Genomic DNA, 14,646 nt, shown 5'->3' with positions numbered 1-14,646 from the left:
AACACTCCTCGAAGTTGTGTAAATATCCTTTACTCCGTGAAAAACACCTACTTCTTATGATGAAATTACTATACTACATAAACAAGACTCGTAAGTGAAAGGAGCAGCAGTATGACGCCCAATGCAGAAACAACCGTTCCCGGCCAAGACAAAAGCGTAGCTTGGTACATGCAATCGTGCGCGGTATTTTACAATAATGAAGCTGTGCTTAGGTATTCGTTTATGCCAATCAGCCCTGTTAAGAATACAGTATCCATAGAAGCGAGGAGGCGATTATAATGCCAGTAAAGACCGGCAGCGAGTATATAGAGCGGATAAACCAAAATCTCCCCGATGTCTGGATCGCTGGAGAGCGAGTACAGAGACCTATCTCGGAACATAAAGCCTTCAAAGGACTCATGGCTACACAAGCTTCTATGTATGACATGCAGCATGCCGAGGAATCGCAAGCAACAATGATTTATTGTTCGTCCTTGACAGGCGATCCGGTCGGGTTGTCCTTCAAACAGCCCAAAACCAAAAGAGATCTTGTTATGCGCAGGCAGATGATGCAGTCATGGGCAAGCGTCCATCACGGCTTTCTGGGACGTTCTCCAGACTACATGAACACCGCCATTATGGCTTTCTCCGCTGCAGCGGGGGTACTTGAAGAGAAGTATCCCGAGTATGCTTCTAACCTGAAGCGGTATTACGAATATTGCAAGGAGAATGATATTACGCTTTCTCACGTGTTCATTCAACCTAAAGCGGGAAGAGCCTCTACTTTCCTTCGGACATTCGAGGAGCCGGAATCCGCTCGAGTAGTAGAGAAAAATAAAGATGGGATCGTAATTCGTGGAGCTTTTCTTTTAGATACACAAGGAGCAACTTCGGACGAGATTTTTGTGTTTCCTCCGCCATTCTCATTGTCAGTAGCTGAGGAAAGTCCTCATTCATTTGCTTTTGCTGTTCCAAGCAATCTTAAAGGTGTTAGTTATGTGTGCAGGGAGAGCTTTGTAGGCGGAGAATCCACTTATAATTATCCGCTCAGTTCTAGATTTGAAGAAATGGATACGCTTGTCCTGTTTGATGATGTAACAGTTCCTTGGGACCGTGTCTTTGTGTACGGTGATGAAAATATGTCGTCCCGATTAATGGAAGAAAGTCATTTTCATACCCATGCAGGCACACAGATTATGTGCAAAAATATTGCCAAAACGGAGTTTTTGTTGGGGACTATAGAAATGATGGTTGAAGCTGCTGGATTGGATAGTCATGACCATATTATCGAGAAAGTTACCGAGGTAATCGTAGCTTTAGAGACACTTAAAGCATTTCAGCTTGCGGCAGAGAATGGAGCAGCTCTAGATCAATGGGGCTCTATGCTTCCTAATAAGAAGCCGCTGTTGGCTGCGAATGTATATTTTCAAAAGATATATCCACGTTTAATTGAAATCGTTCAATTAATTGGTGCCAGTAATTTGATTATGATTCTGGATGAAAAAGAATTTAATACCGATATGAGCAATCAATTGAATCGATATATGAAGAACATAGACATTTCAGCCAAAAAAAATGTGCAGTTGTCCAGATTAGCATGGGAGCTAAGTGTCAGTTCATTTGGTGGTCGGCAGACCGTCTATGAGCGTTTTTTCTTTGGAAATTCCTCTATGGTGAACAAGCGTCTCTATACAGATTACCAAGGTGGCAGGCACAAGTATATGGATCGGATCAAAACCTTTTTGTCATAACTGAGGTATCATAATTATATGGGCATTAAGATAAACTGAAACAGGCAATATTACGTGTTTATACCTATAACAAGTTAGATAGGAAAACTAAGAGCGCGTTGATTCCGGTTCTTTTTATTTTGGGCTATGGCAGGGTAAGCAAGCATGGGGGAAGGCGAGTATACGCAAAATACTCATCACACATCTACTGTTTGTGCTCTTCTTACTGAGCTGAATAACGTTACAGATAGTACACTTGCTGTAGCTTGTTCTTTTAGTGTTTATATGTACCTTTTTAAGGAAATAGTGGTAAACGAAAAACCAATCTCCATGAGGGGGTTCATACTCAACTCCAAGCACTTCACAGGCGATTCAATGACATAATAAAAAATCTACGGTTCATTTATGATGTAGGCGACGTGCTGGCACTGGAGGTATACCAAATAATTGACGCTTCAGCACAGCACGTTGCAGCTTAGCCCGATATGGTAAGCTGCATTGGAACGATTACTCATCGATTAGTGATTGGATTTCGAAAATGCAATCCTCACCTGTAATGCAGCAATCGTTTATCGTCTGCAGTCAATTCCATAAGACATTCTTCAATTTGCTCATCCGTTATACGTGTACCTCGTTTTTGATAGGAATAGTCTGGCTGCAAGGGTTCCTCACTTCCCATTTTACTTCGAAACTTCTCGGTTTTGATCATAATAATAGCTGGAGCTTCGGCGATTTACCATCATTAAAACAAGCTTAATCTCTTATCCTTGTTTGATCTAGAAGTCTGCTATTTCCATTTGGTCAGTAAATGAGAGGGCTTTCTTGTTAATGTTTCTATCGTTGCACTCGTATAGAGTGCATAGGAGTGATTATGAAGATGTTAAGCGCTCTATCATTTCCTATCCATGCACTCATGTAGAGTGCGACGAGAAAATCCCGCAAGCGGTTGAAAGAGAGCTTGAGGTTTCTATCCACGCACTCATGTAGAGTGCGACCTTTGGCTCTTGTCCTGGCTGGTTAGCATAAGGCTGGTTTCTATCCACGCACTCATGTAGAGTGCGACGTCTCCGGCGTCCAATACTCATCGATTGCGCGTTTTATGTTTCTATCCACGCACTCATGTAGAGTGCGACATTGTTTTGCTGAGTAGCTGAGTTAGCCTCATTTTGTGTTTCTATCCACGCACTCATGTAGAGTGCGACCATCAGCCATATTTTTACCTCACCCCCTTACTTTGGTGTTTCTATCCACGCACTCATGTAGAGTGCGACGTTCGGGCTCGTTACTAAGTCCATCATGGTTCCCGTTGTTTCTATCCACGCACTCATGTAGAGTGCGACTGCGAAATTTGATCATTAAAATCCAAAATTACAATAAATATGAGTGAAAACATCAAAATAAAGAACAAAACATTTAATTAGATCAACCAGAGACTTGTGAAATCTATTATAAATGGTACAAAATAGAAAATATTTGGTGCGGATCTCCCGGGGATTTCATGTGCACCTCACATTCGCACCATAACAAACTGATATTAGATACATAATTCACTTATTATAATTATCGCTTATTAAATAGTAGAATACAATTCCAAAAAGTAATCTCTGGGTACACTTAAGATTCACACCAAAACACTTTTTCCGTGCTAAGCGATTACTAATCATAAGATTTATGCCTGCAACTTCTTCAGCATACAGTCGCGTGAATAGATATCCCTCCAGTGATACTGTTATAGGATAGGATAATCAACAATTACGATACTACATATTTAGCTTTTAGAATATATGTACTAAAAATGAAAGTAAAATTCAAAAAGGAGATTCCAAATGATTAAGATAAATAACAGCACCGTTCCATTATATGTTATATGTATATCCGTCCTCGTTTTAACTTTGATGTTTACTATTCACCCTCAAAACTCCACTGCTAGAATTGTCCTGAACTATGATCAAAACTGTGTGGAAGACAGCTTGAAAGTAGCCGAAATAAATGCACATACGTTGGTTTTCTGCCACAAACGTCAATCAAATAATATTTATGCCTTTACTCTTTATGAAAATAAAATCCTATCTTCAATCATTATCCCCCAGCCAACACAGCAAAAGATGAATTGGAACTTTTCTAGAAATCGAATGTACTCCGTAATTACAGGTGAGATACAGGATGCAAGCATTAGTAAGGTTGCAATAGACTCTATTGACCAGAGCAGCATTATCATCCTAACGATGAATGACGATCGTAGAATCTTTTTTACTGTTACAGACCTATTGCATTCGCCCGTTATTCGAGGGTTGGATTTTCAAGAAAACGTATTATATTCTAGTATAACCGCTGCATCACCTTAAAATCGTATGGCAGAGTAATAGATTGCAATAAGCAGCCAATTTGGCGGGGAATAAATTTGAGCAGCAGCTTGAAGCTTGATGAAAGGTTTAATTTGTATTACATTTGATTCTCAGGTGTGGTAATTTTAAGAAACTACATAAAGAAAGGATTATATAACCATATGACTAATTATCAACTTATCAGTGATTACAAGGACATCAATAGATATAAGGAAAGCTTTAATGAATTAGCACAAATCGTATTTGAGCTCGACTTCAAAAAATGGTATGAAAAAGGGTGCTGGACCGACAATTATATATGCTACTCATACCTTGATGGAGATAAAATAATTGCAAATGCTTCCATAAACAAAATGACATTTGTATTAAATGGTAAAGAGTATAACGCTATACAAGTGGGTACAGTGATGACACACCCTGATTACCGCAATCAAGGATTATCAGGAAAATTGCTAAACCATATTATTGAGAAATATGAACAAGATTATGATTTTATCTACTTATTTGCCAATGAATCGGTGCTAGACTTTTATCCTAGATTTGGGTTTGTTAGTGTGCAAGAAAGTAGTTTCTCGCTGAACATGTCAGAACTGGCACTACAACCTGCAACAACACATACGATGCGTAGGTTAGAGATAAACAATACAGACGATTTCCGAATGATGGAGCAGTTTGCCGCTGAAAGAATACCTGTATCTTCAATAATGGGTGTGAAGAATAATGAGCATTTATTAATGTTTTATTTTATCGTCGCCTTTCACGATTCGATTTATTATATTAAAGAGATGGATGTTATCGTCCTTATTAGGGAAGAGGATAGGCAGCTTCATATTTATGATATCATCAGCAAACAAAAAGTGGAGTACAACAAATTGTTACCTTACATTGTTACTGCGGATATAGAGAGCATTCATTTTTATTTTACACCTGATTATGATTATGAACTCCTGCATAAAGCGTTCATAACAGAGGCGGAAGATACTTTGTTTATTCGTCCGTTTTTTGAAATAGGGGAAAAACACTTCTTCATGCCACTCACTTCACATTCATAAGGAAGCAGTTGGAATAGGAATCAAGTGCGTAAAAAGGGCCGACAGCATCTCAATGCGATGCTGTCAGCCCTATTACAGTTATGGATGACACACAGGACCTAAGAGATTACTTTCCACACGTCAGCTCCTGAGGTGCCTGGTGTTTCACCTTGTGTCCACCATTTTGCTTCGTAATTTACGCCATTATGTGTAACTTTATTTCCAGCTACGTACACTGCCGCTGCGCTCCAAGCTGGATATGTAGTTGGAGCGGGCGGTGTAGTAACGTTCAGGACATTGCTTGCAGGTGATACGTTGCCAGCAGCATCGATCGCTTTAACGGAGAAAGTATAAAGCGTGTTTGCCGTCAAACCAGTTACAAGGTATTCGACTGTTGATCCAGAGACTGTTGCTATCAACGTCGTGCCTTTAAATATTTGGTATCCCGTTACACCAACATTATCTGTGGAAGCATTCCACATTAATGGTACCGTTGTAGAAGTTGAGCTTCCCATGACATGAAGACTGTTTGGCGCTGTAGGCGCTGCTGTATCCGGTCCAGTCACAGGAAGTGTTGTGAAGCTTACCGTATTGCTTGCTGCGGATAGATTACCTGCAGCATCGACCGCTTTTACCGTAATGGTATACAAGGTATTGGAAGTCAGACCAGTCAAGTTTGAAGTTAACGGTCCTGTTGTTGCTCCGATTTGGTTGGAGCCACTAAAGATCCGGTAGCCAGTTACGCCAACGTTGTCCGTGGAAGCGCTCCATGAGATGGTTGCGCTTGTCGACCCAATATTGGATACTGCCGCTCCTGTTGGGGCAGTAGGAGCTACATTGTCGACGTCTCCCCCAAAATTAACATCAATTACGTTATAGAAAGCATTTAAGGTATCCGAAATTTCCCAAACTGCAAGAATAACTTGGTACCCAGTCCGGCTCGGAACGTTACACGTGTCGGAGTATGTGTTGCCAGGCATTTTACCGTTGTATGGTACATTGCAAAATGGTGTTAAATCGAACGAGTCACGAGTAAGGGGGGCGTCAGGATTCCAGTTTTGTTTTGTAATGTAATATTTCCAGCTCGCTGTTGCGTGTGGGACTTTAATCTTCCAATTAAATGTAGTAGGTCCTGAGCTAATATTAACTTTGGACCAGCGGGTTGCTGATTGTTGGTCAAGTGGCGCAAATGCACCATTTGCACTAGCAATCTTCCCATCAGCAGGGCCGCCGGCGGGGAATCCCTTAAGTGCTTCCAAACTATATGGTTCATAAATAATCAGTCCACAGTTCTTATTAACGCCATCTGCACAAAGACCTGCACGGCTGTTGGTCACGTTACCGTGGGCAGAAGCTGTATCCGCGAGTGTAAGGGACATCACAAAAAGAAGTGCGAGCATGGTACCGCCAGTAATCAGAAATTTTAGCCTTTTTGCATCGGATAAACATACATTAAACATCATAAATTCCTCCACTTCATTCATTTTATTGGTAATCCCTTATTTAGTTCTGTTCTGATAACACCTCCTGTGTAAGATAAATGTATATATAAACTCGTATAGGAGCTTATAACAGTATCTATCAAGACCAAATGAATCGCTTGATCAGACTACTAATGAAGAAATGTATGAATGGAATTGTCGAATTGTCAGCGGTGTAATCTAGAGCACAAGAAGCGGTATCATGCAGATGTAATTCATATCATAGGGTAGTTATCTGGAGGACTATCGTAATCAAGTTGAACTTGCAACGAATATAGCTATGCTGCTTAATCGTTGATTATTAGGTAAGATCGCGTGTAAACGGATACATTTGTGTAGATAAAAGTGATTCGTGTGAAAGTATTATATCAATAACCCAAATATTACTATGCAATAAAATATATCATTATACGTTTTCAGTAGCAACTAGTTTTGAACATGTTTGATTGTAAATTTTATAGAATTAAGATGGGATTACGTTCGACAAACCTGTAAAATACATAGGTCATAGTATGTTTTTATGCGAATTTCGTTATAATGGACACACAATGAGTTCAGAAAGGAATGTCATCATGAAGAAAGTCATCATAGTGGGAGCAGGGATTCTTGGAGTATCGACTGCATACCATTTAGCCAAAATGGGGATGGACGTCCTGATAGTTGACCGCAATGATAATGGACAGGCTACGGACGCTGCTGCCGGAATAATCTGTCCATGGCTATCACAGCGACGTAATCAAGTTTGGTACAAGTTGGCAAAGGCAGGGGCACATTTTTATCCTAAGTTGATTCAAGAACTAAGCAGCGAGGGAGAAACAGAGACAGGCTATGCCCAAGTTGGAGCTCTGTGTATTCATAATGATACGGAGAAGCTCAGCAAGATAGAGGAACGAGCACATGTACGAAAAGCTGATGCACCGGAAATTGGTGAGATTACCTTGCTTGATGAAGAAGAAACTCGAGAACGATTTCCGCTGCTAGCAGAAGGTTATCACTCCGTACATATTAGCGGTGCTGCACGAGTGGACGGTCGTGCACTGCGCGATGCGCTGCTGCGGTCCGCACAAAGAAACGGAGCAATCCGTATAAACGGGGATGCCTCGCTTCAATATGTGTCTAACCGAGTGACCGGAGTAAGTGTGGGAACAAAAAGCTTTTCATCTGATCATGTCATTGTTTGTGCGGGGGCATGGGCAAATTCACTGTTTCAGCCTCTGGGTATTCCCTTTCAGGTTAGTTATCAAAAAGCACAAATTATGCATTTACAGGTTCCCGATCCACAAGACACGGGTACTTGGCCCTTAATTATACCGCCATCGGATCAGTATTTGCTTGCTTTTGATCATCAAAAGATCGTGATCGGCGCAACTCATGAAAATGAGGTAGAAGGCTATGATACGAGAGTCACAGCAGGGGGGATACAGGAAATTCTGAATAAAGGGCTAACAGTAGCACCTCAGTTAGTTAATAGCACCGTGCAGGAGATAAGAGTCGGATTCCGCCCATTCACACCTGGTTTTCTTCCGGTGATCGGCGCTGTCCCAGGTTGGGAGGGGCTTATCACAGCAAATGGGCTGGGATCATCCGGATTGACAGTAGGCCCATTTCTAGGCTGCCAACTTGCAAAATTGGCACTCGAAATGAAATTGGATATCGATCTTGATGATTACGATATTCGAAAGGCAATGGATGAAAGTTGATCAATTAGGTTCAATTCGATTCAGCATGCAAAAAGAAGCGCCGCTAACTTCCTAACGTAAGAATGATTCGTTTCTCGCCATCCACTAATAGAGAAATTTGCTTTGCCATGTATTGAGGGCAGTATGGAGTAACGCTGCTAAGAACGATGGTATGGCTTGTTATTATGATGGCCTTGTGATTGGCAAAGCAAATCGGACAGATTTTGTACTTGTAGAAGAGGCGATCAATTTTATTGATTAACGACTGCCTAGAAATAATGGTCTGGATGGAGTGTTCAACATAGTATGTATGCAATAATGTGGTTGGTTCCGATCGTATTGCTTGTTCTTTTCCTTTGGTTCTACCTAAGAGATCCGAGAAGAACGATTAATGGCTTTTTATTTAATATTCTTATTTGCTCGACTGGATTGTTAGGCATTTCTGCAGCTTTCTTATCCGGTAATCCTTTTCTTATGATACTTGCGATCGTTCCAATTATTCTGTTTGGACTCATGTTAACCTTTGGGGGATATGCATTAGTAATTGCACTTCTGCTCAATGCCAAAATATTGATTCGTAAAGAAGGAAGAAAATTTTCGAATTATCTCACGTTATTATTGGGGATTTGTATTTTGATCTTTATTACGTTCTCATTTATGAAGCCAGTTCGATACTTGCCACAGGAAATACAGCTGTTTTATTCCGGGGTCATGTTCATACTACTCTATTTTCTTGTAAATTTATTTAGCTTTTTATCCGCGTATTTCTTGTATCAGTTCAACAAGCCGAAATTAAATCAAAACTTCATTATTGTGCTTGGAAGCGGGTTAATGGGCGACAAGGTCCCTCCACTACTCGCAAATCGAATTGATAAAGCGATTGAATTTTACCGTAGGCAGGAAGCAGTGACAACACCGCCTACCCTCATTTTATCTGGTGGAAAAGGGTCAGATGAGCTTGTGTCGGAAGCTGAAGCGATGCAAGCTTATGCAGTGGACAAGGGGATCCCGATCGAACATACGATACAAGAGAATCGTTCGACGAATACTTTTGAGAATATGGTGTTCTCCAAGAAGATCATGGACACTATGTATGAAGATAGATACAACAGTATTTTCGCAACTAATAATTTTCATTTGTTCCGTTCTGGATTGTTTGCGCGAGCAGCAGGATTGTCCAGTCAAGGCATCGGGGCTAAGACGGCTCTGTACTATTGGCCGAACGCGATGATTCGCGAATATATTGCCGTTGTAGTCATGAATAAAAAGCGTCATGGTACCGTAGTCGGAATAGTACTAGGTTTATCACTAATTGGTATGACGATATTATATATCACCAAGTAGAAAGTAAGGATGGGTTATTGTGCTTGTCGCATATAGCCCATCCTTTATTATTCTTTGGTTGAAAAGCTTGTATCTAATCCTCGATTGCTGCTTTTTTCGTATTAATCGCGCGAATAATCTTCGGATCAAATTTAGCTGTTCTATCGTAAGTGTATAAACCATTGACTTCCTGTTCCACGTCATACAGCTGTGTGTAGCAGAAGCCGAACATCTTTGGATTATCGAGCAAAGTTGTCGTGAGGCCAGCGTAACGCGCAATAAATTCCTCTTCACTCTGCGGTCGGTCTCCATACCCCCAGGATTTCTGATCCAGTTGGCTCGGATTCCACCAGATGCCGCCATATTCGCTGACGAAATAAGGCTGTCCTCCGTAAGTTTGGCGATCCGGGTAAGTGTTGTACACTTCGCCGTCTTCAGCCATAGGTGCATAACGAGCACGGAACGTATCTACATTTTGATCGTAGTCGTGCACATCATATATATCGGTCACAACATGGAAATTACCGCTCGTATCAATTACAGGCCGAGTCGGATCAAGTGCTTTGGTCGTTTCGTATACAATCCGCAATACTTCATTATCTTGACGTGCACCATTACCTGAATCCCATGTTTCATTGAAAGGACACCAGCCGATCAAGCTCGGATGATTAAAGTCACGTTCAACGCCTTCTATCCACTCCGGCAAAAATCGCAAGAGTCCTTGCGGAGTAGAAATATCCAATCCCCAGTTAGCATGCTCACCCCATACTAGGTAGCCTAGCTTGTCAGCCCAATATAGGAAACGGGGTTCGAACATCTTCTCATGAAGTCTTGCACCGTTGAAGCCAAGTCCAATCGATATTTCGATGTCGCGCTTTAGATCATCATCGCTTGGAGCGGTATAAATACCCTCCGGATAGAACCCTTGGTCAAGGACAAGCCGCTGAAACACCGATTTGCCATTAATTCGGACAGCCATTCCATCGAGATGGATAGAACGTAGACCAAAATAGGAGATGGCGGAATCGATGATTGAACCATCGCAAACGAGACTTAAATTCAAATCGTACAGGTTGGGCGAACCTACTTGCCATAGGTGAACATCTGTTAATGAAAGTGTCAACTTTGCCAATGAGCTTCCGATGTTCACAGATGCTGAACCCATTGACTTGTCCTCGAAGGAAGCATCGCAAGTAAGTTGAAGCCCCTTCACAGCGCCGTTTATTTTTGCTTCCAAATGTATGCATGCGTTCTCAGGGTCTGGCGTTATGCGGAAGGATGAGATATAGGTCTGGGGTACATATTCGAGCCATACCGTCTGCCAAATGCCAGTTGTTCTCGTATAATCACAACCATGGGAATGATACTCGCCAGATTGCTTGCCGCGCGGCTGGAGACCAGATCTAATATGATCCTCAGCATATACCGTTATGGTATTGTCACCATGCTTCAAGGCGTGCGTGATATCGAACGAAAACGATGAGTAGCCCCCACGGTGTGACCCGACAAGTTTCTCGTTAATCCACACCTCTGCTTTGTAATCAACAGCTCCGAAATGAAGCAGTGTTCTGCCGTTGGACCACGCTTCAGGCGTTGCGAAGCTGCGTTTGTACCAGACGGCATTCATAAAGTCGGTATTGCCAATGCCGGATAGGCTGCTTTCTGGACAGAAAGGCACAACGATCGACTGGTTTAATGTGACGTCATCCTTTTGTAAACCGCGTGCCTTCCCACTGCATCCATGATCCATCTCGAACTGCCAATCTCCATTCAAATTTATCCACTGTTCACGTATAAATTGTGGTCTTGGATATTCAGGACGGGGTAACTTGTTTGTAGGCATAAGAATCCTCCTTGTTTTATACTTAACTAAAAAGTTAATTAATTAACGTATTATAACGATACACCATCATAATAGTGGCGTATTCATCATCTGTCAATGTGATTCTCGCCCCTAATTAAATAGAATGTATAGCATGGATACAAATTTTGTAGATTGGTTAACTTAAAAGTTATATAATAGATGTAAGAAATGAGGAAATGGGAGGAACATCATGCAATCCATTGAAGTAAGCATTGATAACATGTCGTTTCTTGAGTGCTTATCGTCGGCTACTCGGGTTAGAATCATTGAAATGTTAAACGATAGACCCATGAATATTGGAGAGTTAGCCGAGGCGCTTGCCGTTTCTTCTGCGATTATCACGAAGCATATTCAGAAGATGGAGCGTGCGGGGATCATAGCGTGCGAAAGTACTGTTGGCAAGCGAGGCATGCAGAAGCTATGTTTTCTCAAATTGGATTGTATTCATTTGCAATTCAGATCAAGGCAGGCGCAGCCTAAAAAAAGCTACGTGGCCTCGATACCAGTTGGTCACTACACCAATTTCGATGTGAATGCGACATGTGGTCTTGCTTCGGCATCTAAAATGATTGGTATGGTTGATGATCCTCGTTATTTTGCCGATCCAGAACATGTGCAGGCGAATCTTCTATGGTTTGGCAGCGGATGGGTCGAGTATTGTCTTCCAAATTTTTTGCTGAGCAATCAGGAGCTCAAACGGTTAGAAATTTCATTTGAAATATGTTCGGAGGCGCCTGGATTCAATGAGCTGTGGCCATCGGATATTAGTTTCTTTATCAATGGAGTCGAAGTTGGTATGTGGACGTCACCAGGCGATTTTGGTAACAAACGTGGCTTATACACACCGGACTGGTGGAATCACGGCACGCAGCATGGCCTGCTCAAGACGATCGCTGTTATGGAAGAGGGTACTTACATGGACGGGGTTCGGATTTCGGATGTGTCGGTACACATGCTTGGCATTGAATTTAACAAAGAGGTAAGACTACGAATAGCATCGCCAACAACAGCGGACAATTGCGGAGGAGTAACACTATTTGGCGCGGGATATGGTAATTACGACCAGGACATCGTGGTGAATATGTATTATTAATCGTTAATTAATGAAAAGCAGCTGTGACCTTCCAATCGTGAGGGCGTTTTAACGCAAAAGTGATGAGATGATTGAAGTGACCCGACTGAATAGCGAGTTCTGAGAAGAAGCGAAACAATGGCCGACAGCAACTCGAATGAGATGCTGTCGGCCATTTGCATAGATGGAATGCCGGTTATTAAGGGGTTACTTTCAGTTTTCCTGATAGTTCTGGTTTACTACTTTCTAAACGTAGGGATATTGTTTTTTTAACAGAGGCAAGAACAATCCAGAAAAAAGATGATTACATCTCATGCAATAAGATTACTTAAGAGCAGTACAGAAAATGATGGAGTATAATAATGACACTAACTTAAAAAGAATGAATCTCATTAAAGAGTAGGAATGATCTAATTTATGAAGATATTAGTCGTTGAGGACGATAAAACAATCGCAACCGGTCTGGAATATTCGCTGCAGCAAGATGGCTTTTCTACGATCCTGTGCCATGATGTCGCATCAGCTCAAAAGGAGCTCTCCGAAGGCATCGAGCAGATTACATTATGCTTGTTTGATTTATCGCTTCCGGATGGGAGCGGATATGAGCTGTGCAAGCTGGTAAAGGAGCGAAGAGATATTCCGGTTATTTTCTTAACAGCTATCGACGATGAAGTCAATGTCGTGATGGGACTGGATATGGGGGCTGATGATTATATTACGAAGCCTTTTCGAATTCGTGAGCTTCTCTCTCGAATCAAGTCTGTCTTGCGGAGATACCAAAAGCCATCTCAGGCGAAAACAATCATGGATATCGGCAATGTACACATTAACACTATGGAGGGAACGGTGTCTAAAAACGGAGCTGAAATTCTGTTGACGGCACTAGAGTACCGCTTGCTGTTGATCTTCGGCAACCATATTGGTCAAGTTCTCACGAGGAATCAGCTTTTAGAACAAATCTGGGATGTGGCAGGCGATTTCGTAAACGACAATACGTTAACCGTTTATATCAAAAGGCTGCGGGAAAAGCTGGAGGATGATCCGCAGAGCCCAACCTTGATCAAAACGGTCCGTGGTCTCGGATATAAGGTCGGTGACTAGATGCTGCGTAATCGAGAAATTCAACTATTACTGCTCGTCATGAGCTTGATCAGCTTAACGGCACTCGTTACCGCTGTTTATATATCACCTGCTGCGGTGGTGCTCGTTGTTATCCTGTCACTTTTGCTTATGGGAAGTTGCTATATATTTACAAGCTGGAGATACCGCGAACTTGAGAAGCTATCCGTCTATTTACGCGAAATTAGCAGCGGTAATGACAAACTTGACGTTCGCGATAATCAAGAAGGCGAGCTTAGCATCTTAAAGAATGATATTTATAAAGTGACGCTTATGTTATCTGAACAGCGTTCGCTTCTAAAGCGAGACAAAATGCAACTGACGGACGCCATTTCTGATATTTCGCATCAGCTCAAAACGCCGCTTACCTCCATGACGGTTATGGCGGAATTGTTAAGCGGATCTGACCTGCCACCAGCCAAAAGAATGGAATTCACTCACAACATTCGGATACAACTGGAACGAATTGATTGGCTTGTGTCGTCGCTGTTGAAGCTATCGAAGATCGATGCCAAAACAATTCCATTCAAAAGAGATCGAATACTAGTAAAAGAGCTTATCCGGAAGGCGTTAGACCCTGTCTTGATTCCGATGGATATTAAGGAACAGACGGTATCGATCAAAGGAGATGACGGCGTCTCTTTTATAGGGGATTTTAATTGGACTGTTGAAGCGGTCATCAACATTTTGAAGAACGGTGTCGAACATACCCAAGAGGGCGGAGCAATTTCCATTTCTTTTACCGAGAACGCGTTATTTACTGAAATCATCATTGCTGACAACGGAAAAGGCATTCCAAAAGCAGATTTGCCCTACATTTTTAAACGGTTTTATAAAGGGAAGCATGCTGCTGAGGGGAGCATCGGCATCGGTCTTGCAATGGCGCACAGCATTGTGGCCAATCAGAACGGAGTGATTGATGTAAGGAGCAGCAGCGTAGATGGCACGGAGTTTCGAATTAAATTTTATAAACAAGTGATCTAACCGTAAGTGACTAAATCGTCACTTTCCAAGTCACTTGAA

The 14,646-nt window shown here is 41.9% G+C and carries 12 protein-coding genes and 1 CRISPR repeat array; of the genes, 9 read left to right on the top strand and 3 right to left on the bottom strand.

The genetic code is table 11. The features are described from left to right. The first annotated feature begins 278 nt into the window (after positions 1-278). On the top strand, positions 279-1,730 hold the full coding sequence (gene hpaB, locus QP775_RS05755; RefSeq protein WP_285104374.1) for a 4-hydroxyphenylacetate 3-monooxygenase, oxygenase component: 1,452 nt from the start codon (positions 279-281) through the stop codon (positions 1,728-1,730). 526 nt (positions 1,731-2,256) lie between these two features. Here hpaB and QP775_RS05750 read toward each other — a convergent pair. Then, positions 2,257-2,418, bottom strand: a complete 162-nt coding sequence (locus QP775_RS05750; protein ID WP_285104372.1) for a hypothetical protein — start codon at positions 2,416-2,418, stop codon at positions 2,257-2,259. 186 nt (positions 2,419-2,604) lie between these two features. Then, a CRISPR array of direct repeats spans positions 2,605-3,049; the repeat unit is 32 nt; unit sequence GTTTCTATCCACGCACTCATGTAGAGTGCGAC. A gap of 486 nt (positions 3,050-3,535) precedes the next feature. On the opposite strand from QP775_RS05750, the gene QP775_RS05745 reads away from it, so the two are divergent. Both QP775_RS05745 and QP775_RS05740 read left to right on the top strand, forming a co-directional pair. Beyond that, positions 3,536-4,054, top strand: a complete 519-nt coding sequence (locus tag QP775_RS05745; RefSeq protein WP_285104370.1) for a hypothetical protein — start codon at positions 3,536-3,538, stop codon at positions 4,052-4,054. A 161-nt stretch (positions 4,055-4,215) separates the two neighbouring features. Beyond that, entirely contained in the window at positions 4,216-5,106 is an 891-nt protein-coding gene (locus QP775_RS05740; RefSeq protein ID WP_285104369.1) for a GNAT family N-acetyltransferase, read from the top strand. 98 nt (positions 5,107-5,204) lie between these two features. On the opposite strand, the gene QP775_RS05735 is transcribed toward QP775_RS05740, so the two are convergent. Continuing rightward, positions 5,205-6,545 (bottom strand): lytic polysaccharide monooxygenase, encoded by a 1,341-nt coding sequence (locus QP775_RS05735; protein WP_483311991.1) that lies wholly within the window; start codon positions 6,543-6,545, stop codon positions 5,205-5,207. Between the two features lie 593 nt (positions 6,546-7,138). Here QP775_RS05735 and QP775_RS05730 point away from each other — a divergent pair. The 3 genes from QP775_RS05730 to QP775_RS05720 all read left to right on the top strand — a co-directional run bounded on the left by QP775_RS05730 (position 7,139) and on the right by QP775_RS05720 (position 9,589). Next, complete coding sequence (locus tag QP775_RS05730) at positions 7,139-8,266, top strand: NAD(P)/FAD-dependent oxidoreductase (protein ID WP_285104367.1); 1,128 nt, start codon at positions 7,139-7,141, stop codon at positions 8,264-8,266. A gap of 112 nt (positions 8,267-8,378) precedes the next feature. Next, positions 8,379-8,507 carry a hypothetical protein gene (locus tag QP775_RS05725; protein WP_275444555.1) on the top strand — a complete coding sequence of 43 codons (129 nt, stop codon included), beginning with the start codon at positions 8,379-8,381 and terminating at the stop codon, positions 8,505-8,507. Positions 8,508-8,563: 56 nt separating this feature from the next. Next, entirely contained in the window at positions 8,564-9,589 is a 1,026-nt protein-coding gene (locus QP775_RS05720; RefSeq protein WP_285104363.1) for a YdcF family protein, read from the top strand. Between the two features lie 73 nt (positions 9,590-9,662). Here the strand turns inward: QP775_RS05720 and QP775_RS05715 are convergent, their stop codons facing one another. Then, positions 9,663-11,411 (bottom strand): glycoside hydrolase family 2 protein, encoded by a 1,749-nt coding sequence (locus tag QP775_RS05715; protein ID WP_285104361.1) that lies wholly within the window; start codon positions 11,409-11,411, stop codon positions 9,663-9,665. 211 nt (positions 11,412-11,622) lie between these two features. On the opposite strand from QP775_RS05715, the gene QP775_RS05710 reads away from it, so the two are divergent. The 3 genes from QP775_RS05710 to QP775_RS05700 all read left to right on the top strand — a co-directional run bounded on the left by QP775_RS05710 (position 11,623) and on the right by QP775_RS05700 (position 14,607). After that, positions 11,623-12,525, top strand: a complete 903-nt coding sequence (locus tag QP775_RS05710) for an ArsR/SmtB family transcription factor (RefSeq protein ID WP_285104358.1) — start codon at positions 11,623-11,625, stop codon at positions 12,523-12,525. Between the two features lie 396 nt (positions 12,526-12,921). After that, on the top strand, positions 12,922-13,605 hold the full coding sequence (locus QP775_RS05705; protein WP_285104356.1) for a response regulator transcription factor: 684 nt from the start codon (positions 12,922-12,924) through the stop codon (positions 13,603-13,605). Further along, on the top strand, positions 13,606-14,607 hold the full coding sequence (locus tag QP775_RS05700) for a sensor histidine kinase (protein WP_285104354.1): 1,002 nt from the start codon (positions 13,606-13,608) through the stop codon (positions 14,605-14,607). It abuts the gene before it with no gap. Positions 14,608-14,646 lie beyond the last annotated feature (39 nt).

It is taken from the genome of Paenibacillus sp. UMB4589-SE434 (genome assembly GCF_030226685.1).
Taxonomy (GTDB): domain Bacteria; phylum Bacillota; class Bacilli; order Paenibacillales; family Paenibacillaceae; genus Paenibacillus_B.
This window is presented reverse-complemented; position numbering and strand designations above follow the sequence as displayed.